Raw genomic sequence first — 26,986 nt, 5'->3', positions numbered from 1 at the left:
CCGGGGCGAGGCTGCGCAGGCGCAGGAGTTCATGGTCAGGCGCCGAGCAACTTGCCGGTGCGCTTGGCTTCGCGGCCGGAGACCTTGGCGACGCGCATGCCGGCGAACGCGAAGCGCAGGAAGTCGCGCGCGAACAGCAGTCCGTCGACGGGGCTCTTCAGCTCTGTCACCTCGGCCGTGATGGGGTCGATGACGTGGGCCAGCACCTCGCCAGCCTTGACTTCGGCGCCGACGTCCTTCAGGAAGGTCAGCACGCCGGGCTTGGGCGCGTAGATGGGCATGCTGCCGGCCAGCGGGCGGGCCTCGCCCTGGGGCGCGGGCAGGGCAGGCTTGTCGCCCTTGAGCAGACCGCGCCAACGCAGGAAGTCGATGATGTTGCCGGCATCGGCTGCAGCCAGTTCATGCGTCACGTCGGTGGCGCCGCGCAGCTCCACGGTGACCGACAGGCAGGCTTGCGGGATGGGGTGCTTATCGCCGAATTGCCTGGCCCACTTCCACCACACTTGCGAGCAGGCCTCGTCGAAGGGGCTGTCGCCCGACTCCTGGGCCAGCAGCGTCACGCGGGCGCCGAGGAAGCGCGCCAGCGGTTCGCAGTCGGGCCAGCAGGGCGTCTCGGTGTAGAGATGCATCAATGCCTGCGCGTCACAGTGCAGGTCCAGCACGATGTCGGAGTCGCAGGACAGGCCTAGCAGCGTGCGGCGCAGCGACTGCAGCTCGGTCTCCACCGGTGCGGCTGTCACGGCGGCCTTCAGAGCACGTCGCAGCGTGGCGACGTTGGCGGCCGCATCGGCACCCAGCTCGGGCGCCACGGCGGCGGCCACGGCGGCGATCTGGTCTGGGTAGTGGCGGTTGAAGTTCTCGCCGGTGGTCTGCTCGAAGCGGCCCAGGTGAAGGTGCAGCAGGTGCTGGCTCAGCCCGATGGGGTTGGCCATGGGCACAAGCACGATCTCGCCGGCGATCTGGCCGGCCGCGTCCAGTGCGTCGAGCTGCTGGCGCAGGTGGTAGCCCACCAGCATGCCGGGCAGTTCGTCGGCATGCAGCGAGGCCTGGATGTAGGCCTTGCCTGCGGCGCTGCCGGGCTGGCCGTAGTGCAGCGAGACCAGCTCGCGCTGGGTGCCGGGGGCGGGGGAAAGCAGTGGGTGTCGGACGACTTGCATGGCGGTGGGCTTTAGCGGCTCATCATGGGCTTGAGCCAGCGTGCCTCGGCCCAGCGGAACAGGCCGACAAGGCCCAGCGTGAGCACGAAGTAGAAGGCGCCGGCCGTGATGAAGGCCTCGAAGGGAAGGTAGTACTTGGCATTGACGGCGCGGGCGGCGCCGGTCACGTCCAGCAGCGTGACGACGCTGGCGAGCGCGGTCCCGTGCAGCATGAAGATGGCTTCGTTGCCGTAGGCCGGCAGCGCGCGGCGCAGGGCCGCGGGCAGCACGATGCGGCGCAGCATCAGGCCACGGCCCATGCCGAGCGCCTTGGCAGCCTCGATCTCGCCGGCGGGCAGCGCACGGATGCTGCCGGCGATGATCTCGGTCGTGTAGGCCGCCGTGTTCAGAGTGAACGTCAGCCAGGCGCAGAAGGACGCCGACGACAGCCAGGGCCAGGCCCAGCTGTCGCGTACAGCGTCGAACTGCGCGAGGCCGTAGTAGCAGAGGAAGAGCTGCACCAGCATGGGCGTGCCGCGGAAGGCGTAGGTGTAGACCCAGACCAGCCGGGAAGCCCAGCCTTTGGACACCGTGCGCACCACGGCAAGTGGCAGGGCCAGCAGCAGGCCGCAGGCCAGCGACAGCGACAGCAGCTTCAGCGTGACGACCAGTCCCGACAGGTAGAGCGGGAAGTTCTCGCCTATGGCTTCGAAGTTCATGGGGCAACCCTCGCGCTGCACGCACCGCTGCTGGCCGAGATGCGAGCCCCTTCACGGGAGCGTGCGGCACTCACAGCTTGCCCTCCTTCACGCCGATGGCCAGATGCCGCTGCGCCCAGCTGAAGGCAAGCTCGGACAGGCTAGTGAAGACGAGGTAGATCAGCGCCACCGCGAGGTAGAAGCTGAAGGGCTCGCGCGTGGTGCCGGCGGCCTGCTGGCCGCGCGTCATCAGGTCGGACAGTCCGATGATGGAGACGATGGCTGTGCTCTTGAGCAGCACCAGCCAGTTGTTGGAAATTCCCGGCAGCGCATGGCGCAGCATCTGCGGCAGCGTGATACGCCACAGCACCTGGCGCGGGCTCATCCCGTACGCCAGGCCCGCCTCGCGCTGGCCCGGCGGCACGGCCAGGAAGGCGCCCCGGAAGGCTTCGGTCAGATAGGCGCCGAAGATGAAGCCTATGGTCAGCACGCCGGCGAGGAAGGGGTCGATGTCGATGTAGTCCTCGTGACCCAGCATGGGCGCGACGGTGTTCACCGCCACCTGGCCACCATAGAAGATCAGCAGCATCAGCACGAGGTCTGGCACGCCGCGGATCAGCGTCGTGTAAGTCGCCGCCAAACCCTGGGCCACGCGCGAGCGCGAGAGCTTGGCCAGGGCGCCGCTCAGGCCCAGCAGGGCCGCAATGACGAGCGAGGACAGGGCCACGGCCAGCGTGATCGCGGCGCCTTCGAGGAGGCTGGGTAGGAATCCGTGCAACAACATGGGAGGGGCGTCGGCGCCTGGAGGCGACCGTGTGTAAACCGCCGCGCGCCGTCAGCGCCGGCGTCGTGCGTCACTGCTTGGTGCGCGGCGCGATGTCGTAGTCGAAGTACTTGCCGGCCAGCTGCTTGAAGGTGCCGTTGGCCTGCAGCGCGTCGATGGCGGCGTTGAATTTCTTGCCCAGCGTGGCCTCGTCCGCCTTGCGCATGCCAACGCCGGTGCCGACGCCGAAGATCTTGTCGTCCAGTATGGACGGGCCGGCGAAGGCGAAGCCCTTGCCCTCGGGCTTCTTCAGGAAACCGAAGTCGGCGGCGGGCGAGTCCATCAGCGTCGCGTCGATACGGCCGCTCTTCAGATCCAGGAAGACCTGGTCCTGGCTGCCATAGCGCACGATCTCGCTCTGCGTGAAGGTCTTGGCCGCGTAGGTCTCGTGCGTGGTGCCGCGCTGCACGCCGATCTTCTTGCCCTTCAGGCCGGCGGCCGTTGGGTCGAGCTTCACACCGGCCTTGGCGACGAGGCGGGCGGGCGTGTTGTAGTAGGGCTTGGAGAACGCGATGACTTTCTGGCGCTCCTCGGTGATGGAGACACTGGCGAAGATGGCGTCCACCTTGCGGGACTGCAGTGCGGGGATGAGGCCGTCGAAGTCCTGCTGCACCAGGGTGCACTGGGCCTTCATCTCCGCGCAGTAGGCCTGCAGCAGCTCGATCTCGAAGCCCTTGAGCTTGCCATCCGGGCCGATCTCCGAGAAGGGCGGGTAGGCGCCCTCGACGCCGATGCGCAGCTTCTTCCACTCGGGGGCCTGTGCCTGGGCGAGGCTGGCCGCAGCCAGCATGGCCAGGGCGAGCAGGGATGATTTCTTCATGTTGGACCTCTCGGGTGAGACGGGTTCAGCGGGCGACCTGGGGCAGCCAGTCGCGCAAGGCCGCAAGGGTAGCAGCCGGGTCCTCCTCCTGAGGCACATGGCCCAGGTTCGGGAAAACCACCAGTTGGCTGCCGGGAATGGCCTTTTCGAACTCATGGCCCCAGCGCAGCGGGATCAGCCGGTCCTTGCCGCCCCAGAGGATGAGGGTGGGGACCTGGATCTCGGGCAGCCGCTCGAAGGGACCCGGAGCAAGTTGGTCCATGCGCCGCATCAGCGCGACGCGGTTGCCCTCGCGCAACGCCAGCTCGTAGTAGCGGTCCACCAGTGCGGCGCTCACCTTCCCCGGGTCGCCGTAGACGTCCAGCACGCTGTCCTCGATGGCTCGGCGCGGCAACAGCCAACGCATGGGTTCGCGCAGCACCGGGATGCGGGCGATGCGGAAGCCCAGCGGCAGGGACTCGGGCACGAAATCAAATCCGGCCGCGTCGACCAGCACCAAGCCGGCAACGCGTGTCGGGTCGGCCAGGGCCATCTGCCAGGCGATCTCGCCGCCCAGCGAGTTGCCGCCAACGATGGCCCGGCCCACGCCCAGGCGTGAAAGGAACTGGCGCATGAAGGCCACGTAGCGGGCGTCGCTGTAGTCGTTGTCCGCGTTCGGCCCGGTCAGGCCGAACCCGGGCAGGTCCAGGCTGATGATGCGGCGGGTGGGCTTGAGTTCGGCCACCCAGCCCTCCCATGTGTGCAGGCTGGCGCTGGTGCCATGGATGAGGACCAGGGGCAGGGGATCGCCGCTGGGGCCTTCATCGCGGTAGTGAACCAGCAACCCGTCGATGTCGATGAAGTCGGACGGCGGCGGCGCCCAGCGTGGCACCAGGCTTTCCAGCGAGCGGTCCGGAGCCTTGCTGACGGCAAAGCCCAACGCCGCCAGCATCAGCAGGATGCCGACGGCCTTGAGCAGGAACTCCGTGATGCGGCTGCTCACTCGACGGGGCTCAGGTCCGGCGCCAGCGACTCGCGCTCATCGAAGACGAAACAGCCGCCGTGGTAATGCTTGCCGCCGGTGTCCTCGAAGTACTTCAGGATGCCGCCGTCCAGTTGCCAGGCCCTCAGGCCCTGTTCCTCCAGCACCATGGCAGCCTTCTCGCAGCGGATGCCGCCGGTGCAGTAGCTCACCACGGTCTTGCCGGCCAGTTCATCGCGGTGAGCGGCCAGCGCATCGGGAAAATCGCTGAACTTGTGCAGACGCCAGTCGATGGCACCGTCGAAGGCACCATGGTCGACCTCGAAGCCGTTGCGTGTGTCCAGCATGACGACCTCGCGGCCGGCGTCATCATGGCCCTGGTCCAGCCAGCGTGCCAACACGGCCGGCGCCAGAGCCGGCGCGCGTGGCGCCTGGTCGGGGCGGATCGCGGGGCGGTTCATGCGGATGATCTCGGCCTTGACCTTGACCTTCAGGCGCTGGAAGGGCTGGCCCTCGCTCCAGCTTTCCTTGGGTGCCAGCGCCGCGAACCGAGGATCGGCGCGCAACTCGTCCACCCATGCGTTCACGGCCGTTGCCGGGCCGGCCAGGAAGAGGTTGATGCCTTCCTCTGCGATCAGCACCGTGCCCCTGAGGGCAAGTGCCTGCGCCCGCGCATGCAGGCGCTCGCGCAGCGCCGCCGTATCGGTCAGCGAGACGAAGAGGTAGCAGGAGATGTTCAGGATGGCGGCTGGCTGCATGAGGAGCCGGATTATCGATGCCTGCCGTTGCTGCCGGGCCAACGGCGCCGCCCCTTGATGGGGACGCCGGAGTCGCCAGGGGGGGTCAATCCGCCCACCGGGAGGCGATGGCCCGCACCTGGGCCAGGCAGGCGTTCAGCGCCTCGACGACGCGAGGGTCAAAGTGGCTGCCTGCGCCGCCGCGGATGAAGGCCAGCGCCTCGTCATGGGTCATGGCCTGCTTGTAGGGGCGCACGCTGATCAACGCGTCATAGACGTCGGCCACGGCCATCAGCCGTGCTGCGAGCGGGATGGCCTCGCCCGCCAGCCCGTCCGGATAGCCACTGCCGTCCCATTTCTCGTGGTGGTGGCGCGCGATCTGCTTGCCGAAGGTCAGCATCAGGCCGGCATCGTCGCCGAGACGGTCGATGGCACGCTGCAGCAGGTCGGCGCCGTGCTCGGCGTGGGTCTTCATGATCTCCCACTCGTCGGGGGACAGTCGGCCGGGCTTGAGCAGGATGCCGTCGGGAATTGCGACCTTGCCGATGTCGTGCAGAGGCGCGGCCTTGGCCAGCTCGTCGATGGCGAACTCGGTCAGGTCGGCCGGGCCGTCGGGCTGGGCGGCGATCCACTGAGCCAGCGTGCGTACGTACTCCTGGGTGCGCTGGATGTGGTTGCCAGTGTCGGCATCGCGGAACTCGGCAAGGCTCACCATGACGAAGAGGGTGGTGTCGCGCAGCCGCTCGACCTCGCGCCTGCGCGCGCCGAGCTCGCCGCTGAGCTGCGCGTTGTGGCGCAGCAACTGGTCCTCGGCGAGCTTGAGCTGCAGGTGAGTGCGCACCCGGGCCCGCACGGTGGCCGGGTTGAAGGGCTTGTGGATGAAATCGGCGCCGCCGGCCTCGAAACCGGCACTCTCGTCCTCGGGGCGGGTCAGCGCCGTGAGGAAGATGACGGGCACCCGTCGCGTGGCCGGATCGGCCTTGAGCTGGCGGCAGACCTCGTACCCATCGAGCTCCGGCATCATCACGTCGAGCACGACGAGGTCGGGCGGCTGGCGGCGGCATATCTCCAGCGCCTTGGCGCCGCTGACCGCGAGCTGCACACGGTAGCTGGGCTTGAGCACCTGCGCCAGCAGTGTCAGGTTGGCAGGCGTATCGTCGACGACGAGGACGGTGGCCTGTGCCGCCGGTTGGGTGAAGGTCTCGGCCTGGGGGGTGATCTCGGGCGGCATCATCGTCATGGTTTCGCGGCGTCCTGCATCCCGCCGCGCAGTGCGGCCCTGGCTCCGTCGAAATCGAAGCGCTGCATCGCGCCGGCCAGGGCCTTGGCCTGGTGGGCGGGCAGGGCGTCGATGATCGCCGACTCATGCTGCTCCCAGAGCGTCAGCGCCTGGCTGTCGGCATCGCCGAGCAGGGCGTCGAGTTCGCCGAACAGCGCGACAGAGGCCGGGCCGGCGACGGCCGGCGCGGCCGCGTCAGGTGGGGGCAGTTCCGCAGGCAACGGGCGCTCCAGGTCTAGCAGGCGGCGCAGCGTGTGCGGCAGCAGCGGCTTGGCCGCCAGTGTCTCCGCGCCTTGGCGCCTGGCACGCTCGCGCAGCACCGGCGTGTCGAAGGCGCTCAGCAGCACCATGCGGCGCGCTCTCGGCGGACCACTCTGGGCCAGACGGGCCAGCAGCTCGCCGCCCTCCATGTCGGGCAGCACCCAGTCGATGAGGACGAGGTCATAGGGCTGGCTGGCCGGCTGGGCCACGAGACGGGCCAGCGCCTGGCGGCCCTGGGCCAGCACGTCGACGCGGGTTGACGGTGCCAGCGCCTTCAGCAGCGCTGCCAGGGCCTCGTGGCCACCGCTGTGCGCGGCCTGCACCAGCAGCACGCGGTGCGCCGCAGGTGGCGGCGGTGGCTTGAATCCAGGACAGGGCGAAGACGGCAGCGTCAGCTCGAACTCGCTGCCCTGGCCCGGCGCGCTGCGCGCCGTGAGCGAGCCGCCCATGCGCTCGGCCAGCGCCCGGCAGACGGCCAGGCCCAGGCCCGTGCCTCCGAAGCGCCGCGTGGCGCCGGCCTCGGCCTGGGCAAAGGGCGTGAACAGCCGGGCAAGCTGTTCGGGTCCCAGGCCCACGCCGCTGTCGCGCACGCGCAGCACCCAGCCTCCGGCGGCATCGAGGGTCGCGACCAGCCTGACCTGGCCGTTCGATGTGAACTTGACGGCGTTGACCAGCAGCTCGGTGACGAGCTGAGTCAGGCGCACAGCGTCGCCACGACGCGCACCCGCCTCACCCAGCATCTCTGGCGCGATGTCGCAGATCAGGTCAAGATGCTTGGCTTGGGCGGCCGGCCGTACGGCGTCGAAAGCGTGGGCCAGCAGCTGCTCCAGGTGCAGCGGATCTGCGCCCAGCTGCATCCGGCCGGCGTCCAGGTCGGCGTAGTCCAGCAGCCCGTCGATGAGCTTGACCAGCGACTCGCCCGCCGTGGCCACCTCGTGCAGCCGCGCGCGCTGGTCGGCCGGCAGTCGGCCCTGCAGCAGCAGCCGGGTCTGGCCGAGCACGGTGTTCATCGGCGTGCGGATCTCGTGGCCGATGTTGGCTAGGAAGTCGGACTTGGCGCGCGACGCGGCCTCGGCCGCCGCCCGTGATCGTTCCAGCTCGGTCAGTCGGGCGGCGACGAGGTCGTCGGCGGTGGCCAGGGCGCCAGCGGACGGTGCGAGCTGCGTCAGCCGCCCGAGCTGGCGTGACAGGCCCCACAGCGCAATGCAGAACATGGTCTGGCACAGCGCCAGGTTGGCGATCAGCGGCCAGCCCTCGACCAGCCAGGGAGGGGGCGTGCCCAGGAAGCGAAGCAGCGTCGGCGGCGCCAGCATGACGGCGAGCAGGCCCAGCGAGATGAGCAATGCCTCGCGGGCGCGCCAGGTCGTGAACAGCAGCAGGCTGCTGACCATGGCCCAGGGCGCGAAGCTGCCCAGCGTGTAGAGGCTGGGGCCGGCGCCGTTTCCCAGTGTGAAGACCAGCATGCTGGCGCTGAAGTAAAGCGCCAGCAGCGTGACGCCAGTGCGTTGCCACAGCGGCAGCCGCTGCGGTTGGCGCCACACGAGCAGGGCCAGGGCCATGAAGGCGGTGGCGATCAGTGGATAGGCGACGCGGTCGCTGGGCTCGATGACGCCCGTGGCCGCCTCACTGGCCCAGGCAAGCAGTGCAGACGCGACGACGACGGCGAACAGCCAGCGCGTACCCAGCGGGCCGAGGACGACGATCAGTCCCGGCCTCATCCGCCACCCTGCGTCGAAGGCCCCAGGGCCTGGGCCGCGGCGTCGAAATCCAGTGCCGCCAATGCGCGGTCCAGCTGCCGCCGCCTCTCGGCGTCCAGGCCGCTGTGAGCGCCGTGGGCCTGCCACCAGTCCAGGGCTCGGCTGTCGCTCTGGGCCAGCAACTGGCGCAGCTCCTCGACATTGCCTGGATCCGCCAGCACATCGGCATGTGGCGCGGCCGCGTCCCAGGGGCGGCCGAGGGCGGTCCGGAGCTCGGCCTGTACCAACGAAAGAGCAGCCCGGACCTGATCCAGCTGAGCGCCGGCGGCGGCGGCGTCGGCCACGACCGCGCTGCGTTCCAGCGCCAGCGCGGCCTGCTGCAGGGGCTGGGCACCCAGCGTCGCGGCCAGGCCCTGCAGCGTGTGGGCCGCGCGGCGCAGATCGACCCAATCGCCCCGCCCCAGCCATCCGGGCCAGGTGGCCAGGCCATCCGCGTACTGGTCGGCGAAGCCCTGCAATGTGCGGCGGTAGAGAGCGACCTGGCCGTCGAACTGGCGCAGGCCCAGTTGCAGGTCCAGCACGGGCTGTGGCGGCGAAGGCTGCGCTGGCGGGCGGTAGCGCTGCAGCTCACGTACCAGGCGGGCCACGTCCAGCGGCTTGGCGATGTGCCCCTGCATGCCGGCGGCCAAGCATGCGGCGCGCTCCTCGGCGAGGGCGTGGGCCGTCATCGCCAGCACCGGCAGCTTCTCGAAGCCGGGCAGCCCGCGCAGCCGGCGCGTGGCGCTGAGGCCGTCTAGCACGGGCATCTGCAGGTCCATCAGCACGATGTCGTAGGCGCCGGGGCCGCGGGCCTGCAACTGGTCCAGGCATTGCTGCCCGTCGGCAGCGAGGTCGACCTGAGCGCCGCGGCTGCTCAGCAGGCGCACGGCGATCTCCTGGTTGATGGGATGGTCCTCGACGAGCAGCACTCGCAGGCCGTCCAGCGACTGGAGGTCCGCGCTGGCGGTGCGCTCGCCTGGGGCATCGCTCAGCAAGCGGCGCAGCTCTCCGGGCAGCAGCGGCTTGGGGCAGAGTGCGCGCGCGCCGAAGGCGCGGGCCTGGGCCGGTTCTTCGCCCTGGCCGGGCGGGCTCAACACCGCGATGCGCAGCGACGGGTGGTCTCGGCGCAGCTGAGCAAGCAGTTCGGCGCCTGTGGCCCCGGGGCCGGGTAGCCGCCAGTCCAGCAGCAGCCAGTCAAAGGGCTGGCCCTCCCGGCGGGCCTCGTCCAGCGCCGCCAGCGTGCCGGCAACGTCGCTGCTGGCGGCCAGCCCTGGGCCGAGGCCGAGGTGGCGCAGCAGCGTCAGCGTCGCCTCGCGGCTATCGACTTGGGCCTTGGCGAGCAGCAGGCGCTGGGGTCGCAGCGGCGCTGGTGACAGGCCCTGCGGGTCCAGCGGCAGCGCGATATGGATCGCGAAGCTGCTGCCCCGGCCTGGCTGGCTGTGCACGTCCAGCCGGCCGCCCATCAGCTCGACGAGGCGGCGCGTGAGACCCAGCCCCAAACCGGTGCTGCCGTGGCGGCGGGTGAGGGGCGCGCCACCTGGCCCGGACTCGCGGAACAGGCCGTCGAGCTGCTCGGCACTCATGCCGATGCCGCTGTCCTGCACGATGATGTCGAGCGGCACCCGGCACTGCTCGTCACCCGGGCGGGTGGTCAGTCGTAGCAGCACCTGGCCGGACGGGGTGAACCTGAGCGCGTTGGAAAGCAGGTTGACGAGCACCTGTTGCAGTCGCTGTGCGTCGCCGCGCAACTGGCCGCGCTCGGCGAGCAGGCTGGCATCCGCCCAGTCGCAGATCAGCGCGACGTCGGGGTTGCCGTGCAGCTGCCGCACCCGTTCGATGGCATGGGCGACGACGTCCTCCAGCCGCAGCGGTTGCGATTCGATCTGCATCTGCCCCGCCTCGACCTTGGAGACATCGATGACGTCGTTGATCAAGCTGAGCAGGCTGCGCGAGGCAGCATCGGCCCGCGTCAGCAAGTCGCGCTGCTCGGGCGTGAGCTGGGTCTGCAGGGCGAGCTGGGTCATGCCCATGACGGCATTCATGGGCGTGCGGATCTCGTGGCTGATCTGGGCCAGGAAGCGGGACTGGGCCTGACCGGCCTCGCCTGTGTTGCGGCGCCACGCGAACAGGCACCAGGGCGGCAGAGGGAGCAGCAGGGCATTGATCACGAGGGCGACATCGATGGCCGCGCCGCTGGTGCCGCGCAGGCTCCAGAGCAACAGGAAAAGCACGGCCAGCGCCGCCATGGCAAGCCAGAGGAGACCGATCGTGAGCGTGCGCAGAGGCATTGGGCGGTGGTGTGAACGGAGCCGATTATGGGAGTGCTCAATGCGCGAAATGTGCGACGGATTTACTGCGCGGCCCCTGGGGAAAGCCCAGGGCAGGGCTGCGGCGTGAGGCCTGAGGCTGCGGTTATCCTGAGCCGTCATGCCGCTCATCCTCGTCGTCGACGATCAACCCAGCAATATCCACGCGCTCTACCAGTTGCTGGTGGACGAATGCGAGGTGTCCATGGCCACCGGCGGCGCCGAGGCCCTGGCCTATTGCGCCCAGCAGTTGCCCGACCTCATCCTGCTCGATGTGCTGATGCCGGAAATGAGCGGCTACGAGGTCTGCGATCGCCTGAAGGCCGATCCGCGCACGCGCGGCATCCCGGTCATCTTCGTCACAGTGCAGGGTAGCGCGGACGACGAGGCCGAGGGCTTCGCCCATGGCGCCGTCGACTACATCCCCAAACCCTTCGTCGACGTCGTCGTCAAGGCGCGCGTGCGTACCCAGCTCGCGCTCAAGCTCGCCTCCGAGAGCTTCGCGCGTTCGCAGATCGAGCTGTTCCAGCGCGACAAGCTGGCGTCGGTCGGCCGCACCATTGCCGGCATCGCCCAGGAGCTGAGTTCGCCACTGGGCAATGCGCTGATCTCGGCCTGCACGCTGCAGGACGACCTGGCCAAGCTGCGTGGCCTGTCACACGCCGGCAACATCAAGCGCAGCGACCTCGACAAGCACCTGCGTGTCAGCGAGGAGAGTGTCGGCCTGGTGCTGTCCAACCTGCAGCGCACGCTGTCGATCGTGGACTCCTTCCTGCAGTCCACGGCCGACAACTTCGGCGACCAGCGCCGCAGCTTCTCGCTGTTGGAGCTGATCCACGAGGTCGTTGCCAGCCTGGCGCCGGCGCTAGAGACCCACCAGGTGCGCTGCGAGCTGGACGCCGGGGACGACCTGCACCTGCTGAGCTTCCGCGGTGCGTTGGCCAAGGTGTTGGCGACGCTGATCCAGAACGCCGTCAAACATGCCTACCGCGAGGCCGGTGGCGAGGTGCATCTGCGTGTGCGCCCGCTGGGGGCCGACCAGCTCACCATCACGGTGCAGGACCACGGTGTCGGCATCCCTCCGGGCATGCTGGGACGCGTCTTCGACCCTTTCTTCTCGACGCGTTTCGGTCTCAACCGCAGCGAGCCGGGGCTCTATATCGTGCGCAACCTCGTTACTTTTGCGCTGGGGGGACAGATCCAGGTCGAGTCCACGCCCGGCCTTGGCACGACGGTGAGGCTGACACTGCCCCTGATCTCGCCCGAGGCGCGGCGCTCGGCGGGCTAGGCCATGCAGGCTTTGCGGCCACGATGGGCGCTGCTGGGCGGCCTGCTGCTGGTGCTGGCGCTGGTACTGGCGGCCTACTTCGTGCAGAAGCCGGCCACGGAGGCCGATCGCAGCCCCATCGTCATTGGCCTGCTGCACGCCCTCAGCGGCCCTATGGCCAAGAGCGAGGCGCCGCTGGTTGCAGCGGTCAAGATGGCGGTGGAGGAACTCAACGCCGGAGGCGGATTGCTGGGCCGTCGCGTGGAGCTGAAGATCGAGGACTCGCGCTCCGACCCTCGCGTCGCGGCGGCCGCGGCTGAGCGCCTCATCGGCGCGGAGCGCGCAGTGGCCCTCTTCGGCTGCTGGTCATCGACTTGCCGAATGGCCGTCCGTCCGGTCGTTGAGACCCACCGGCACCTGTTCTTCTACCCGGCCGCCCATGAGGGCATGGAGCAGTCGGCGCACATCGTCTACACCGGCCCGACGCCCAACCAGCAGGCGCTGCCGGCAACCGACTGGGCCATGAGAGGCTTCGGCCGGCGGGTCTATCTGGTCGGCACCGACGGTCTCTACCAGCGCCGCCTGGGCGCCGTGCTGCGCGACTTCATCCAGCTTGGCGACGGCCGGCTGCTGGGGGAGCGCTACGTGCCGCTCGGTGCGGACGACATGGGCGCCGTCATGGCCGACCTGCGCCAGCTCCGTCCCGACGTCGTGCTCAGCGCGATCAGCGGCGACAGCAACCATGCCTTCTTCGATGCGCTCGTGACGGCCGGGCTGGGCGACCTGCCCCTGCTGTCCCTGGGCGCCGCCGAACCCGAGATGAAGGCCTTCGATGGCGGGCGGCTCGGCCGCCACTTCAGCGCCTGGAGCTATCTGCAGTCCCAGCCTGGGCCAGCCAACGAAGCCTTCCTGGCACGGCTGCGGCGCAGCCAGGGCGAGGCCACTCAGGCCAGTGATCCCGCCGTGTCTGCCTATCTTGGCGTGCTGCTCTGGGCCGCGGCGGTGCGCGAGGTCGGCAGCCCGCAGACCGATGCTGTCAACACCAACGTGCTGCACCAGTCCGTGATTGGTCCACAGGGGTCCGCAGCCGTGGACAGCCGAAGCCGCCACCTGTGGCGCCAGTTGCGCATCGCTCAGGTCAAGCCCGACGGCCGGCTCGACGAGGTCTTCGTGCTGCCGCGCTACATCAGGCCCGAGCCGTGGCCGACCTTCCGCTCCACCGAGCAATGGGTGGCCGAGATGGCCCGCATCGAGGTGCAGCATTGAGCGCCGCCGCGGCCACGGCCGCCAACGAGTCGTCGCGCCCAGCCTTGCGCGTCGGGCCGGCGCTGCTGCTGGGCCTGGTGCTGCTGTCCATCCTGCCGCTGGGAATGGTGGGGCTGTGGCAGCTCGTGAACTTCGAGCAGCGCCTGCGCGAGACGGTAACCGAGGGACTCATCGTCCTGTCGCGCAAGAAGGTCTACGAGATCAACGAGTACCTCAACGAGGTCCAGATCGATGGCCGCGTCGTCGCCCAGGCCCGCGATACCAGCGAGCTGCTGGCGCAGCGCGCTGATGCCGCTGCGACGCATGTGTCCGCGGCCAGCCAGGCCTTCTTCGAGCGTCCGTACGACACCGGCAAATACCTCAATCTGATGCTGGTCCAGCCCGATGGCCGCATCAGCTTCGCGATGAAGGCGTCGGCTGCGCCGGGTGCGATGCGCCTGGACGGCGGTGACTTCGAGGGCAGTGAGCTGTTCGCTGCCCACCGCCGCGCCATCGGCCAGCTCGATGCGCAGCTGACGTCGGTGCAGCGCCTGCGCGGCGGGGAAGGGCAGACCCTCTTCTTCGTCCAGCCGGTGGTCGTCAACGACCGCGTGCTCGGCAGCGTCGTCCTGCAGCTGGGCCTCGAGCGGTTGCTGCGCGTCGCGACCGAGCGGTCCGGCCTGGCACTGGCCGGCGAGACGGTGCTGGTGCGCCGCGACGGCGACAAGGCTGCCTTCATCAACGACCTCAGGCGTGCTCCCAGTCAGAGCCTGACCGGCATCATGGACCTGGCGGCGCCCGATGCGCCGCCCGCGCTGCGTGCGTTGCGCGGTGAGAGCGGCAGCGGGTTGACGCGGGACTACGCGGGGGTCGAGGTCATCTCGTCCTGGCGCCACCTGCCGGCGCTGGACTGGGGCATCACCGTCAACCTCGACGCTGCGGAGGCCTTCTCGCCGGCGCATGCGCTGCGCGACCGCTTGCTTGTCGCCCTCGGTCTGGCCCTTTTGCTAGCGCCTGCGCTCGGTCTGCTGCTGAGGCGCCGCATCGTCGAGCCGGTGGAGATGCTCAACGGCGCGGTTGCTCGCATTGCTGGAGGCAAGCTGGACGAGCGCGCACCTGTCTGTGGCTTTCGCGAGTTCCGCGAGCTGGCGCGCGGCTTCAACCACATGACCGATCAGTTGGTCGTCGAGAGGCAGTTGCTGGAGGCTCGGGTTGAGCAGCGCACGCGGGCGCTGAACGACAGCGAGCAGCGCTTTCGTGGCGTCTTCGAACGCGCCCAGGTGGGCATTGCGCTGTGCGATGCGCAGGGCACCATCCTTGACGTGAACCAGGCGCTGACGGCCATGCTCTGCCGTGAGGCCGGCGAGCTGCAGGGCGCCAAGCTTGCCGACCTCCCAGACTTCCGTCCTGGGCGCGTACTTGGCGGCGAGCTGACCCGACTGGCCGGCGGACGGATGGAGCATGTGCGCTTCGAGCGCGGCTTCGCGCTGCCCGGCGGCGGCGAGCTGTTCGTCGATGCCAGTGCCAGTGCCATTCGCGACCGGCGTGGCCGCCTCGTCAACGTCGTGCAGATGCTCATCGACGTGACCGAGCGGCATCGCGCCGAGGTGGAGCTGGTGCGCGCCCGCGTCGCTGCCGAGGCGGCCAGCCAGGCCAAGAGTGACTTCCTGGCCAACATGAGCCATGAGATCCGCACGCCGATGAATGGTGCCCTGGGCATGCTCAACCTGCTGCTGCGCACCGAGCTGTCGCCGCGCCAGCACGACTACGCCAGCAAGGCCCGCACGGCTGCACAGGCCCTGCTGGCAGTGATCAACGACGTGCTGGACTTCTCCAAGGTGGAGGCCGGCAAGATGGAGCTGGACCCGCACCGCTTCGAGCTCAGCGACTTCATGCGCGAGCTGGCAGTCATCCTGTCGGCCAACGTCGGCGCCAAGGACATCGAGGTGCTGTTCCGCCTTGATCCGCACCTGCCGGCAGCGCTGGTCGGCGATTCGATGCGACTGCGCCAGGTACTGCTCAACCTGGCCGGAAATGCGCTCAAGTTCACCGAGCGGGGCGAGGTGGTGCTGGGCCTGAGGCTGCTGGGCGAGGAGGGCGCAGGACCTCAAAGGAAGGCGCGGCTTCGCTTCGAGGTCAGCGACACCGGCATTGGCATTGCCCCCGACAAGCTGGAGCACATCTTCGGTGGCTTCAGCCAGGCCGAGCAGAGCACGTCGCGGCGTTACGGTGGCACCGGGCTGGGCCTGGCCATCAGCCGTCGCCTGGTCGCCCTCATGGGCGGCGAGCTGCGCGTGGATAGCCAAGTCGGCGAGGGCAGCCGCTTTCATTTCGAGCTCTTGATGGAGGGCGCGTCGGCCGGCGACGGCGAGGCTGACCCGACGCAGCGCGGCCTCAAGGTTCTCATCGTCGACGACAACCCCATGGCCCGCGAGGTGCTGCAGGGCATAGGTGCAAGCTTGGGCTGGGACTGTGACCTGGCGGCCAGCGGCGAGCAGGCGCTGGACCTGGTGCACGAGGCTGCGGCGCGAGGCGAGCCGCGCTACCAGCTCATCCTGATGGACTGGCGCATGCCCGGGCTGGATGGCTGGGAGACAGCGCGCCGCATCCGCGACAGCCACGAGTCGGACGCGCCCGTCATCATCATGGTCACGGCCCATGGCCGAGAACTACTCGCCGAACGCAGCGAGCAGGACATGCAGAGCCTGGGAGGCTATCTCGTCAAGCCCGTCACGGCGTCCATGCTGTACGACGCAGTTGCCGAGGCTACGGGCGGACGCCCCTCGCAGCCGCAGCGCGATGCATGCGCGGCGCAGCGCCTGGCGGGCATGCGGCTGCTCATCGTCGAGGACAACGCCTTCAACCAGCAGGTCGCCCAGGAACTGCTGGAAGGCGAGGGCGCCGTCGTCACGCTGGCCAGTGGCGGCGTCGAGGGAGTGCACCTGGCGCTGGTGTCCGAGCCCGCGTACGACGCGGTCCTGATGGACGTGCAGATGCCCGACATCGACGGCTTCGAGGCGACGCAGCGCATCCTTGCGCGTCGCCCCGACAGCCTCGTCATCGCAATGACGGCCAATGCGATGGAGGCCGACCGCCAGGCCTGCCTGGCGGCCGGGATGCGTGACCATGTCGCCAAGCCGGTGGACCTGGAGCAGCTCGTCGCCTGCCTGTGCCGCTACGTCGGGCCGGTCGCGCCGGCTGCGGCGCCTGCTCGGAGTGCCTTGCTGGAGCCCGAAGCGGCGCTGCGGCGTCTCGGCGGGCGGCAGGCGCTGTATGAGCGACTTGTGAAGTCCTTTGCCCAGGATGCACCGGCAGAGATCGAAGCCCTGGGCCGCCATTTGCGGCAGCACGCTCCGACCGATGCCATACGCGCCTTGCACACTTTGCGCGGGCTGGCCGGTGCCGTCGGTGCCAGCGCGCTGGCTGCGCTGGCTGGCCGGCAGGAGCAGGCACTTCGCGAGGGCGCGGCGACACAGGCGGTCGACCTCGGCGCCTTGCAAGCCCTGCTGGAAGACAGCCTGACTGCGCTGGCAGCTCTCGGCACGGCCGTGCCGCCGGCACCGGCCGGCCTGGCCACGTCAGCTGAACCAGTGAGTGGTGACCCGCTCGACGCCCTGCGCCGACTGCGATTGCTGCTGGTGGAGCGCAACATGCGTTCGGTCGCCGTTTGCGAGCAGTTGGCAGCCGCCCATGCGGGTCAGCTCGGCCCGGAGGTGGCGCCCCTGTCGGCCGCTGTCGCGCGCCTGGATTTCGCCAAGGCGCTCAAGGCTTGCGACCAACTGCTGGATCGTCTCAATCCGCGCTGAGCGCGGTAGGCCGAAGCGTCTTCGCGGCCAAAACCCGGTTTTGCGTGCCGGGTGGAGTTGGCATGAGTACAATGAGAATCATTCTCATCAAAACGACTGCCTGTCGATCTGCCCATGTCCGAGCCGCTGCCCTCCAGCCTCGCCGCCGCCCCTGCCGGGCAGGCGCTGACCGTCGAGCAGGTGCGCGCCCCCCAGCATTCGCCGGAATGGGCCGCCTGGCTGGCCGACCTGGGCTTTCTTCCAGGTGAGGCCGTGCGTGTGCTGCGCCGCGGCGCCCTGCGCACGGGCAATCTGGTGGTGCGCGTCGGGCAGTCGACGTTTGCGCTGCGCCACGCCGAAGCCGAATGCATCGCCGTGACGACGCGCCGTCATGACTGAGGCGGTTGTCCACGTTCATCGCGGCGGCAAGCTCGTCGCACTCGTCGGCAACCCCAACTGCGGCAAGACGGCCCTCTTCAATGGCCTGACCGGCAGCCACCAGAAGGTGGCCAACTACGCAGGCGTCACCGTCGAGCGCAAGGAAGGCCGCCTCGTGACGGCCGCGGGCAAGACATTGCGTCTGCTGGATTTGCCTGGCACCTATAGCCTGCATCCGCGCTCGCCTGACGAGCGCGTCACCTGCGATGTGCTGGCCGGCCGGGCCAAGGGCGAGAAGCGGCCCGACCTCGTCGTCTGCGTGCTGGACGCAACCAATCTGCGCCGCAACCTGCGCCTTCTGCTGGCCGTGCGCCGCCTGGGCCTGCCCGTCGTCGTCGCGCTGAACATGGTCGATCTGGCTGCGCGCCGCGGCTTGAAGATAGATGCTGCGGCACTGAGCGAGCAGCTGGGCCTGCCGGTCGTGCGCACCGTTGCCATCCACAAGGAAGGCCTGGACGAGTTGCGCGTTCTGCTCGACAAGCCCGAGGTCTGGGAGGGGGCGGCCATTGCCGCCGGGCAGCCTGACGATGATCACGCCACCGTCAAGACTTGGCTGCACGCGCTGGATCTCGACCATGAGCTGCCCACTCTGCCCAGTGACCGCGTGGACCGTGTGCTGCTGCACCCGGTGGCCGGCTCGGTCATCCTGGCGGTGCTGCTGTTCCTTCTCTTCCAGGCGGTGTTCTCGTGGGCCGAGAAGCCCATGGGGATGATCGAAGGCAGCATGGCCTGGCTGGGTGAGCAAGTGGGCAACTTCATCCCGGCAGGCTGGTTCCACAGCCTCATCGTCGACGGGATCATCGCGGGCGCTGGCGGCGTGCTGGTCTTCCTGCCGCAGATCCTGATCCTGTTCTTCTTCATCCTCGTGCTGGAGGAGTCTGGCTACCTGCCGCGCGCCGCGCTGCTGCTGGACCGGCTGATGGGCAGCGTGGGCCTGTCCGGGCGCAGCTTCATCCCGCTGCTGTCGAGCTTTGCCTGTGCCATCCCCGGCATCATGGCCACGCGCTCCATCGCCAATCCGCGTGACCGCATCGTCACCATCATGATCGCGCCGCTGATGACCTGCTCGGCTCGGCTGCCTGTCTATGCGCTGCTGATCGGCGCCTTCGTGCCGCAGCGCACGGTGGCCGGACTTGAGCTGCAGGGCCTGGTGCTGTTCGGCCTGTACCTGGCCGGCATCGTGGGGGCCCTCGCCATCGCCTGGGTGCTCAAGCGCTTCACCAGCACCGGCCGTCTCGTCAGGCCGCTGATGATGGAACTGCCGAGCTACCACTGGCCGCATCCGCGTTCCATCGCGGTCGGCCTGTGGCAGCGCGCGGTGATCTTCGTCAAGCGCGTGGGCGGCATCATCATGGTGCTGACCCTGTTGCTGTGGCTGCTGGCCAGCTTCCCGGCGCCCCCCGAGGGCGCGACGGGTGCACCCATCCAGTACAGCGTCGCGGGCTGGCTGGGCGCGGGGCTGGCGAAGATCTTCGAGCCCATCGGCTTCAACTGGCAGATCAGCCTGGCGCTGGTGCCGGGGCTGGCGGCACGCGAGGTGGCCATCAGCGCGCTGGGTACGGTCTACGCGCTGTCCGCCACCGGCGACGAAGCCGCGCAAGCCCTGGCGCCGCTGATCGCGCAGAGCTGGAGCCTGGCGACGGCGCTGTCGCTGCTGGCCTGGTACGTGTTTGCGCCGCAGTGCGTCGCGACGCTGGCCGCCGTGAAGCGCGAGACCGGCGGCTACCGGGTGCCGCTGATCATGACGGCCTATCTGTTCGGGCTGGCCTACGCGGCCTCCTTCATCACCTACCGGGTGGCGCTGCTGCTGGGTGCCGGCTGACGGGCCTCAGGGCGGCGTCGGCCGCGTCGGCACACCGGCGCTGCAGATGTCGATGTGGCCCGGGCTGTGCACGAACCAGCCGCCGCGGTACCGCCGGGCGTCCAGCAACCGGGTCCAAGTGGCGGACTCGGTCTTCAGCACCTGTAGCGCCGGCCGTTCGGCCACCGGCACCTCGGCCAGCAGGCGTACGCGCTGGATGCCGGTGCGCTGCTCGGGCTTGTCGTAGAAGCCCATCGCCGCGCTGCCGCGAGGCAGGGCGGACAGCAGCTCCATGCCCTTGATGACGCGGCCCACGACGGTGATGTTCAGGTCCAGCCCGCGCGGTGCGTGGCCGATGACGGCGTAGAGTTCGCTGCCATTGCTGGAGTCGATGGCGTCACTGCGGCCTGCACCGACCATGCCGTAGCAGTGAGCCAGCCAAGCCTTGCCGGTCTTGGGGTCGGCGGCGACGGGGAAGCCTCCGACGAAGCCGGTGCGCGGCGCCCAGCCGTCCACGTCGGGCAGGCGCGAAAACCCGGCGGCCTTGCCGATGCGGTCCAGGGGCACCGAGAACTCGGCTGGGAGCTTGGCCGCCGTGCCTGCCGGAAGCGGCCTGGCCTTGGTGGCGTCTTCACCGTCGGGGTCGCCCCACTGGGTGACGAAGTTGTCCTGCACGCGCACGATGGCCAGGCCGTCCCAGTAGCCGCCCTTGGCGAGCGCGCGGATGTTGGCCGCGTGAGCGGGCGCGAAGCGGGGCGCCAGCTCGATGATGACCTGGCCCGAGGCGAGCTCCATCAGCAGCGTGTTTTCGGGATCCAGTGCGCGCCAGTCGCCGGCGGGTGCGGCTGCCAGGATCTCGGCAGCGGTCTTTTTCTTGGCGGGGGACTTGGACGGCGCGGCGACTGCGGCGGTGCACAGCAGGCTGGCCATGGCCAGAGCGAGGGCGGAGTGTTTCATGGGCGCGGAGCTTAACGGCTGCCCCGGCGCACGGAACGCCTAGAACTGGGCCAGGCCCTTCCAGAGCATGTAGGCCGCGAGCGCGAACAGCAGGCCTGCGAACACCTTCTTCAACTGGGCCACGTTCATCGCGTGCGCTGCTCGGGCGCCCAGCGGCGCCATGGTCACGCTGGCCATGGCGATCAGCGCCAGCGCCGGCAGGTAGAGATAGCCCGCCGCGCCCGGCAGGGCGGGCTCCAGTCCCCAGCCACCGGCGACGTAGCCGAGCGTGTTGGCGACGGCGATCGGGAAGCCCAGCGCGGCGCTGGTTGCGACGGCCATATGCACCGGTACGTTGCACCAGACCATGAAGGGAACGCTGACGAAGCCGCCGCCCGCACCCACGAGGCCCGATAGCAGGCCGATGCCGGCGCCGGCACCGAGCTGCCCGGTTGTGCCAGGCATCTGGCGGCTGGGCGCGGGGCGGCTGTTTCGCAGCATCTGCCAACCCGAGAAGCTGACGAAGGCCGCGAACACCAGGGCCAGCCATGCGCCCCGGATGAGGGTGAACAGTCCGGCACCTGCAAGCAGGCCGCCAAGCAGGATGCCGGGGGCCAGCCCCTTGACGAGGTCCCAGCGCACTGCGCCACGCCGGTGGTGGGCGCGAACGCTGGACAGCGACGTGAACATGATGGTCGCCATCGAGGTCGCGATCGCCATCTTGACGGCCAGGCCGGCCTCGACACCACGCTGGTCGAGGATGAAGGTCAGGAAGGGCACCATCAGCATGCCGCCGCCAATGCCGAGCAGGCCGGCCAGGAAGCCCGCAGCGAACCCGAGCGTCAGCAGCTCGACGACGAGCGAGGCCGTCACGCCGAATGCAGCCGCTTCAGCACCGCCTGCCATTCGGTCGGCGTGACCGGTGTGATGGACAGCCGGCTGCCGCGTTCCAGCACGCGCATGGAGGCCAGCTCAGGCGCTTCGCGCATCTCCTTCAGGCTCAGCAGCCGAGTCGTCTCGCGCCAGCGCACGTCCACATGCACCCAGCGCGGGGCCTCGGGCTTGGACTTGGGGTCGTGGTAGTGGCTCGCCGGGTCGAACTGGGTCGCGTCGGGGTAGGCGGCGCTGCAGACTTCGGCCAGGCCCGCGATGCCGGGCTCGGGACAGGACGAGTGATAGAACAGCACGCCGTCGCCCTGGCGCATGTCGTCGCGCATGAAGTTGCGCGCCTGGTAGTTGCGCACGCCGGTCCAGGGCAGAGTGCCGGCCCTCTGCAGGTCGAGGATGGAGGCCTCGTCGGGCTCGGACTTCATCAGCCAGTAGTTCATGGGCCGATGCTAAGGGGATAAGGTGTCCACCGCGATCCGGGGGCCGAGATCCTGAACACCCAGGGGTAATCAGGTGGGCGAGGTCAGCCGGACTTCGGGTTCATCTGACGCGAGACGATCACGCCCGTCCGGAATTTTCCAAGCCCTTGCTCATAGAGCATCGGATGAAGGAAATAAAAGCCCGTCGGTGCGGTGGACGGGGGTGATTCTAGAACCTGCGAAGGTGGCTAGGATGCGCCGCCGAAAAGACAAGAACTGCAGGGAGGGTTTCATGAATCAGGCGGACTTCGTGCACATGGTGCGCGTGAGCGAGCAGGCCAGTGCGCAGGACAGCCGCGGCTACCGCCGCGGTGTCGCCGCATTCGCGGCCCTGGGCTATGCCTGGGTGCTGGGTTGCCTGGCGCTGGCGGCCGGACTCGTGGCCTGGCTGTTGCCGCAACTGCTGCACGGGCGTTTTCGCATCGGGCTGGCGTGGGGCCTGCTGGCGGCCCTGGGTCTGCTTTGGACGAGCCTCAGGGCGCTGTGGGTGCGTCTTGACCCTCCGCAGGGGCAGCTTCTCACGGCGCGCGAGGCGCCGGTGCTGTTCGAGGCCCTGGAGCGCATTCGCAAGAAGATCCACGGGCCGCCCATCCACGCCGTCTACCTTGACGCGGAGTTCAATGCCAGCATCCGGCAGACGCCGCGCTGGGGGCTGCTGGGCGGCGCTGTGAACACGCTCACCATCGGCCTGCCGCTGTTGATGGCGCTGGACAAGCCCCGTCTGTTCGCTGTACTGGCGCACGAATATGGCCATTTGCGGGGTAACCATGGGCGCTTCGCCGCCTGGATCTACCGCACACGGCTCTCGTGGCTGCGCCTGTACGACAGCATGCGCAACGATTCCGGCATGGCCGCGGCGGCCACGCAGGCATTCCTCAACTGGTACGTCCCTCGCTTCGCGGCCAAGACCTTCGCACTGGCACGCCAGGACGAGTACGAGGCCGACCGCATCGCCGGCCGGCTGGTGGGCCACGAGGCCGCAGCGGCGGCGCTGGTGGAGATCGAGGTCAGGGGGGTGTGGCTGCAGCAGTTCTGGGGTGACCACTGGCGCAGCGCGGCCGCAGCAGCGCTGCCCGCCGGGCCGTTCCAGGCAATGCGCGCCCAATTGCTCCTGCCGCCCGAGCCCGGCTTCGCGCGGGAGGCATTGCGCCAGGCGCTGGCGCGAGTCAGCGACCTGGACGATACCCATCCCAGCCTGCGCGATCGCGTGGCCGCGCTGGGCGCGCAGGCGGTGCTGCCTGAGTGGTCGCGCCGCGGCGCGCTGTCGCTGCTGGGCGATGGGGTGGAGCGCTGGATCGCACATTTCGACCGCCAATGGGGCAGGGACAACGCCAGCGACTGGAAGCAGCATCACGCCTGGCTTGGCCGCGTAAGTGAGCGGGTGCAGGTGTTGGCGGCCTCGCGGGCGACCAGCAATGCCAACGACCTTGTCGAGGAGGCCAGGCTGCGCGTTCGCCTTGATCGTCATGCCGACGTGCGGACGCTCTACGAGCTGGCCCTTCAGCGCAGCGCCGAGCATCCGGGTGCGCTGCAGGGGCTGGCATTGGCGCTGGCCGACGGCGACCGTGCTGCTCGCCTGCAGGCCCTGCAGCGCTTGTGGGACGCTGGCGGCGACCACCGCTGGTGGGCGGCGCGTCGTGCCGTGGATGAGCTGGAGACGCCTCGCGCGGGCCTGGCGCACGACGCGGCCGCACTGAAGCTCTGGCGCGAACGCGCCAGGCAGGCGCAGGAGGGGGAGGAGCGGGCCTGGGAGGAACTGCGCCAGGTGCCGTATTTCAGCCAGATCACGCGGCACGACCTGTCCGCCTTCGAGCTGGGCGAGGTGCAGGCGGAGCTGGCGCGCTGCAAGCCCGTGGCGCGCTGCTGGCTGGTGAGCAAGACCTTGCGCGAGTTTCCGCGCCGCCGGGCCTACATCGTCTTCGTCGAGCTCCCGGGCATGTCGGACGAGGACCGCTTCGCGCTGTGCCGATGGCTGGAAGGGAACCTCAGCCTGCCGGGGCCTGTGCTTGCGCTCTGGGCGGGCGAGGCGCCGACACTGGACGAGATCCGCCGCGGCGCCTTCGAGCCCATCCATCCGCACATGCCGGCCTGAAGGAGCGCCATGGGCGAAGAATTCGCCCGGTGCTCCCTAGAGCAGTTGCCCGTCGTGCTCCAGCGCCTCGTCCAGGCGCTTAACGAGAGCGTCCAGCTCGGGCGTCGAAGCCGGGGTGGCCGCGCGCGGCTGCGCCTCACGCGGCGTCTCGGCGAGCTGGTAGGCGAGGTTGAGCGCGGCCAGCACGGCGATGCGTTCGCGCGCCTTGACCTTGCCGGCGTCACGGATGGCGCTCATCTCGCGGTCCACCTGGGCCACGGCGGCTGTCAGCGCGGCCTCGCCGCCGTCGGGGCAGCCGAGCAGATAGCTCTGGCCCATGATGGTCACTTCCATCTGCTTCATGGCTGCTCCTCCTTCGGGGCTTCGGCGGGCAGGCGCTCCAGCAGCGCGTCGACCCGCGCGCGCGCGGCATTCAGGCGCGAGCGCAGGCTGTCGCGCTCCTGCGTGATGGCGGTCAGCTGCACCTGCAGCAGCAGGTTGGTGCGCAGGATTTCGTCGTGGCGAAGGAGCAGGCGCTCCACGCGGTCGGTCAGGTCGGTCAGGCTGGCCATGGATGGGCGGGTGTCAGGCGGCTGCCGATTTTAGGTGGCGGCCGTGGTCGCATTCGTCGACGACCGCGCAAACGTTACACAGGGGCTTGCGCGCCTGGCACACATAGCGGCCGTGCAGGATCAGCCAGTGGTGGGCGTCGACCCTGTAGGCAGGCGGTATGCGCTTGATCAGCCCCAGCTCGACGGCCAATGGCGTCTTGCCCGGTGCCAGCCCGGTGCGGTTGCTGACGCGGAAGATGTGGGTGTCCACCGCCATCGTCGGTTCGCCAAAGGCGACGTTGAGCACGACGTTGGCCGTCTTGCGGCCCACGCCGGGCAGGGCCTCCAGGGCTTCGCGGGAGCGCGGAACCTCGCCGCCGTGCAGATCGACGAGCATGCGGCAGGTCTGCAGCAGGTGCTTGGCCTTGTTGCGGTACAGGCCGATGGTCTTGATGTGGGACTCCAGCCCCTCCAGCCCCAGCCCGAGGATCTGGGCCGGCGTGTTGGCTACGGCGAACAAGCGGCGGGTGGCCTTGTTGACGCCGACGTCGGTGGCTTGGGCGGACAGCAGCACCGCCGTCAGCAGCTCGAAGACGCTGGCGAACTCCAGCTCGGTCTGCGGCGCCGGGTTGGCGGCCTTCAGCGTGGCGAAGAAGCGTTCGACTTGGGCGTCATTCATGCCGGCATTGTCGGCCGCCTTCGGCCAGCTTCAGCCGCGCTTGGCGCGCGCGCGCGCCAGCGCCGCCTCGATGACGGCACGCTTGGCGGAGAGCTGCACCGGGTCGGTGATGACGGATGCCCCGGCCAAGTCGGCCAGCTTGGCCTCGGCCTTGACCATCAGGCGAGCTTCGTTCTCCTCGGCATCGCGATGGCGGCGCAACTGGCGGAAGGCGTACCGCTCGCGGGCTTCGTCGGCCTGCGGCTGGCTCCAGGCCGCCCAGCCCGTGGTCGTGGTGACCTCGGGCATGGAGATGCAGTCCACCGGACAGGCCGGCACGCAGAGTTCGCAGCCGGTGCACTGGGCCGCGACGACGACGTGCATGGCCTTCGGCGCGCCGACGATGCAGTCCGCCGGACAGGCCTTGATGCACAAGGTGCAGCCTATGCACCAGGTCTCGTCGATGACGGCCACGCCGCGCGTGGCCTCGACGCCGTTGGCGGGGTTCAGCGTCAGGACCGGGCGGCCGGTGATGGCTGCAAGCCGGCGGACGCCCTCTTCGCCGCCCGGTGGGCACTGGTTGATCTCGGCTTCACCGGCGGCGATGGCGTCGGCATAGCGGCGGCAGTCCGGATAGCCGCAGCGGGTGCACTGGGTCTGCGGCAGCGCGGTGTCGATCAGCTCCGCGAGCTTCACGCCTGGCGACGCGAGCGCTTGGCGACCGGCTTGGCGGCCGCTTTGGCTGCGGTGACCTTGGCGGTCTTCTTCAGCGGGGCGGCTTCGTACTTGGCGATGAAGTCGCGCACCTCGGGGTAGACCTTCTCGCGCCAGCGGCGGCCCGAGAAGATGCCGTAGTGGCCGGCGCCGATGGCGTCGTAATGGAACTGGTGTTGCTTGGGCACGCCCGAGCAGAGGTCGTGGGCGGCTCGGGTCTGGCCGGCGCCCGAGATGTCGTCCAGCTCGCCCTCCACCGTCAGCAGTGCGGTGGTCTTGATGTCCTGCGGGCGCACGAGCTGGCCGTCCACCGACCAGGTGCCGTTGACCAGCGCGAAGTCCTGGAAGACGGTCTTGATGGTGTCCAGGTAGTACTCGGCCGGCATGTCCAGCACGGCGTTGTATTCGTCGTAGAAGCGGCGATGGGCCTCGGCGCCCTCGTCGTCGCCGCGCACCAGGTCCAGGAAGTAGTCGTAGTGCGAGGTGAGGTGGCGGTCCGGGTTCATCGCAACGAAGCCGGTGTGCTGCAGGAATCCCGGGTAGACCTCGCGGCCGGCACCTGGGAAGTTGGTCGGCACGCGATAGATGACGTTGTTCTCGAACCAGCTGAAGCTGCGGTTCATGGCCAGGTTGTTGACGGCGGTCGGGCTCTTGCGGGCGTCGATGGGGCCGCCCATCATGGTCATGCTTCGCGGCGTGGCCTCGCCGGCACTGGCCATCAGCGAGATGGCCGCCAGCACGGGCACCGTGGGCTGGCAGACGGAGATGACGTGGCAGTCGGCGCCGCCGACGTGCCGGATGAACTCCTGCACATAGCGGATGTAGTCGTCCAGGTGGAAGGGGCCGACTTCCAGCGGCACCATGCGGGCGTCGGTCCAGTCGGTGATGTAGACCTTGTGCGACTTCAGCAATTGCTTGACGGTTTCGCGCAGCAGCGTCGCGTGGTGGCCGGACAGTGGTGCGACGACCAGCACTGTGGGCTGGTCCTTCATCTTGGCCAGCACCTTCAGGTCATCCGTGTAGCGCTTGAAGCGCAGCAGGCGACAGAAGGGCTTCTCCAGCGGCACCAGTTCCTGCACGGCGACGTCCACGCCGTCAACTTCGACCGAGCGGATGTCGAATTCCGGCTTCTCGTAGTCCTTGGCCAGTCGGTGCGCCAAGTCGAGCCCGGCCGACAGGCGTTGGGCCATGGGCGTGTGCGCGAAAGGCGACAGCGGGTGGCTGTAGAGCTTGGCCGACGCTGCCGCGAACTCGGAGAAGGGGCTGAGCAGGGCGCGCTGGGTTTCGAAGAGCTGATACAGCATGGCCTTGATTCGGGGGACAGGGAGCGCCAATGGTGCCAGAAAACGCTTTCGCCGTTGTGCGGCGCAACATCAGGACGGGCGGCCAAACCGCC

The 26,986-nt window shown here is 69.3% G+C and carries 23 protein-coding genes; 6 read left to right on the top strand and 17 right to left on the bottom strand.

Annotated features, from left to right (window positions below; translation table 11 throughout):
* Positions 1-35 precede the first annotated feature (35 nt).
* The 9 genes from QM732_RS10000 to QM732_RS09960 form a co-directional block, all read right to left on the bottom strand.
* Positions 36-1,157, bottom strand: a complete 1,122-nt coding sequence (locus QM732_RS10000) for a succinylglutamate desuccinylase/aspartoacylase family protein (protein WP_415656011.1) — start codon at positions 1,155-1,157, stop codon at positions 36-38.
* Between the two features lie 11 nt (positions 1,158-1,168).
* Positions 1,169-1,855, bottom strand: a complete 687-nt coding sequence (locus QM732_RS09995; protein WP_415656010.1) for an ABC transporter permease — start codon at positions 1,853-1,855, stop codon at positions 1,169-1,171.
* A 70-nt stretch (positions 1,856-1,925) separates the two neighbouring features.
* Positions 1,926-2,618, bottom strand: a complete 693-nt coding sequence (locus tag QM732_RS09990) for an ABC transporter permease (RefSeq protein WP_415656009.1) — start codon at positions 2,616-2,618, stop codon at positions 1,926-1,928.
* A gap of 70 nt (positions 2,619-2,688) precedes the next feature.
* Entirely contained in the window at positions 2,689-3,477 is a 789-nt protein-coding gene (locus tag QM732_RS09985; RefSeq protein ID WP_415656008.1) for an ABC transporter substrate-binding protein, read from the bottom strand.
* 25 nt (positions 3,478-3,502) lie between these two features.
* Positions 3,503-4,459, bottom strand: a complete 957-nt coding sequence (locus tag QM732_RS09980) for an alpha/beta fold hydrolase (protein ID WP_415656007.1) — start codon at positions 4,457-4,459, stop codon at positions 3,503-3,505.
* The gene (locus QM732_RS09975; RefSeq protein ID WP_415656006.1) at positions 4,456-5,196 is read right to left on the bottom strand and encodes a sulfurtransferase; all 741 of its coding nucleotides are present in this window, start codon (positions 5,194-5,196) and stop codon (positions 4,456-4,458) included. The genes QM732_RS09980 and QM732_RS09975 overlap by 4 nt, the downstream gene beginning before the upstream one ends.
* 85 nt (positions 5,197-5,281) lie before the next feature.
* A complete protein-coding gene (locus tag QM732_RS09970; RefSeq protein WP_415656005.1) occupies positions 5,282-6,415 on the bottom strand; it encodes an HD-GYP domain-containing protein in 1,134 nt (377 codons plus the stop codon).
* Positions 6,412-8,433, bottom strand: a complete 2,022-nt coding sequence (locus QM732_RS09965; protein ID WP_415656004.1) for a hybrid sensor histidine kinase/response regulator — start codon at positions 8,431-8,433, stop codon at positions 6,412-6,414. Before QM732_RS09965 ends, QM732_RS09970 begins: the two co-directional genes overlap by 4 nt.
* Positions 8,430-10,739 (bottom strand): response regulator, encoded by a 2,310-nt coding sequence (locus tag QM732_RS09960; protein WP_415656003.1) that lies wholly within the window; start codon positions 10,737-10,739, stop codon positions 8,430-8,432. The genes QM732_RS09965 and QM732_RS09960 overlap by 4 nt, the downstream gene beginning before the upstream one ends.
* A gap of 139 nt (positions 10,740-10,878) precedes the next feature.
* On the opposite strand from QM732_RS09960, the gene QM732_RS09955 reads away from it, so the two are divergent.
* The 5 genes from QM732_RS09955 to feoB all read left to right on the top strand — a co-directional run bounded on the left by QM732_RS09955 (position 10,879) and on the right by feoB (position 19,314).
* Positions 10,879-12,045: a sensor histidine kinase gene (locus tag QM732_RS09955; protein WP_415656002.1), complete on the top strand. Its 1,167-nt coding sequence runs from the start codon at positions 10,879-10,881 to the stop codon at positions 12,043-12,045.
* Between the two features lie 3 nt (positions 12,046-12,048).
* On the top strand, positions 12,049-13,290 hold the full coding sequence (locus QM732_RS09950) for an urea ABC transporter substrate-binding protein (RefSeq protein ID WP_415656001.1): 1,242 nt from the start codon (positions 12,049-12,051) through the stop codon (positions 13,288-13,290).
* On the top strand, positions 13,287-17,075 hold the full coding sequence (locus QM732_RS09945; RefSeq protein WP_415656000.1) for a response regulator: 3,789 nt from the start codon (positions 13,287-13,289) through the stop codon (positions 17,073-17,075). The genes QM732_RS09950 and QM732_RS09945 overlap by 4 nt, the downstream gene beginning before the upstream one ends.
* Before the next feature lie 114 nt (positions 17,076-17,189).
* Entirely contained in the window at positions 17,190-17,453 is a 264-nt protein-coding gene (locus tag QM732_RS09940; RefSeq protein WP_415655999.1) for a FeoA family protein, read from the top strand.
* Complete coding sequence (gene feoB / locus QM732_RS09935; RefSeq protein ID WP_415655998.1) at positions 17,446-19,314, top strand: ferrous iron transporter B; 1,869 nt, start codon at positions 17,446-17,448, stop codon at positions 19,312-19,314. The genes QM732_RS09940 and feoB overlap by 8 nt, the downstream gene beginning before the upstream one ends.
* A 6-nt stretch (positions 19,315-19,320) precedes the next feature.
* On the opposite strand, the gene QM732_RS09930 is transcribed toward feoB, so the two are convergent.
* The 3 genes from QM732_RS09930 to QM732_RS09920 are packed head-to-tail and all read right to left on the bottom strand — an operon-like array spanning position 19,321 to position 21,557.
* A complete protein-coding gene (locus QM732_RS09930; protein WP_415655997.1) occupies positions 19,321-20,250 on the bottom strand; it encodes a peptidylprolyl isomerase in 930 nt (309 codons plus the stop codon).
* Positions 20,251-20,289: 39 nt separating this feature from the next.
* The gene (locus QM732_RS09925; protein ID WP_415655996.1) at positions 20,290-21,135 is read right to left on the bottom strand and encodes a sulfite exporter TauE/SafE family protein; all 846 of its coding nucleotides are present in this window, start codon (positions 21,133-21,135) and stop codon (positions 20,290-20,292) included.
* The gene (locus tag QM732_RS09920) at positions 21,099-21,557 is read right to left on the bottom strand and encodes an EVE domain-containing protein (protein WP_415655995.1); all 459 of its coding nucleotides are present in this window, start codon (positions 21,555-21,557) and stop codon (positions 21,099-21,101) included. The genes QM732_RS09925 and QM732_RS09920 overlap by 37 nt, the downstream gene beginning before the upstream one ends.
* Before the next feature lie 271 nt (positions 21,558-21,828).
* Here QM732_RS09920 and QM732_RS09915 point away from each other — a divergent pair, with 271 nt between their 5' ends.
* Positions 21,829-23,688 (top strand): M48 family metalloprotease, encoded by a 1,860-nt coding sequence (locus tag QM732_RS09915; protein WP_415655994.1) that lies wholly within the window; start codon positions 21,829-21,831, stop codon positions 23,686-23,688.
* A gap of 36 nt (positions 23,689-23,724) precedes the next feature.
* Here the strand turns inward: QM732_RS09915 and QM732_RS09910 are convergent, their stop codons facing one another.
* From QM732_RS09910 to QM732_RS09890, 5 genes are read right to left on the bottom strand one after another with little or no spacing between them, the layout of a single operon-like run.
* Complete coding sequence (locus QM732_RS09910; protein WP_415655993.1) at positions 23,725-24,030, bottom strand: cell division protein ZapA; 306 nt, start codon at positions 24,028-24,030, stop codon at positions 23,725-23,727.
* Positions 24,027-24,239, bottom strand: a complete 213-nt coding sequence (locus tag QM732_RS09905; RefSeq protein ID WP_415655992.1) for a DUF904 domain-containing protein — start codon at positions 24,237-24,239, stop codon at positions 24,027-24,029. Before QM732_RS09905 ends, QM732_RS09910 begins: the two co-directional genes overlap by 4 nt.
* A gap of 13 nt (positions 24,240-24,252) precedes the next feature.
* Positions 24,253-24,897: an endonuclease III gene (gene nth / locus QM732_RS09900; protein ID WP_415655991.1), complete on the bottom strand. Its 645-nt coding sequence runs from the start codon at positions 24,895-24,897 to the stop codon at positions 24,253-24,255.
* Between the two features lie 30 nt (positions 24,898-24,927).
* Positions 24,928-25,572, bottom strand: a complete 645-nt coding sequence (gene rsxB, locus QM732_RS09895) for an electron transport complex subunit RsxB (protein WP_415655990.1) — start codon at positions 25,570-25,572, stop codon at positions 24,928-24,930.
* On the bottom strand, positions 25,569-26,894 hold the full coding sequence (locus QM732_RS09890) for a polyhydroxyalkanoate depolymerase (protein ID WP_415655989.1): 1,326 nt from the start codon (positions 26,892-26,894) through the stop codon (positions 25,569-25,571). Before QM732_RS09890 ends, rsxB begins: the two co-directional genes overlap by 4 nt.
* Positions 26,895-26,986 lie beyond the last annotated feature (92 nt).

This window comes from Roseateles sp., assembly GCF_047654805.1.
GTDB lineage: Bacteria > Pseudomonadota > Gammaproteobacteria > Burkholderiales > Burkholderiaceae_C > Pelomonas.
This window is presented reverse-complemented; position numbering and strand designations above follow the sequence as displayed.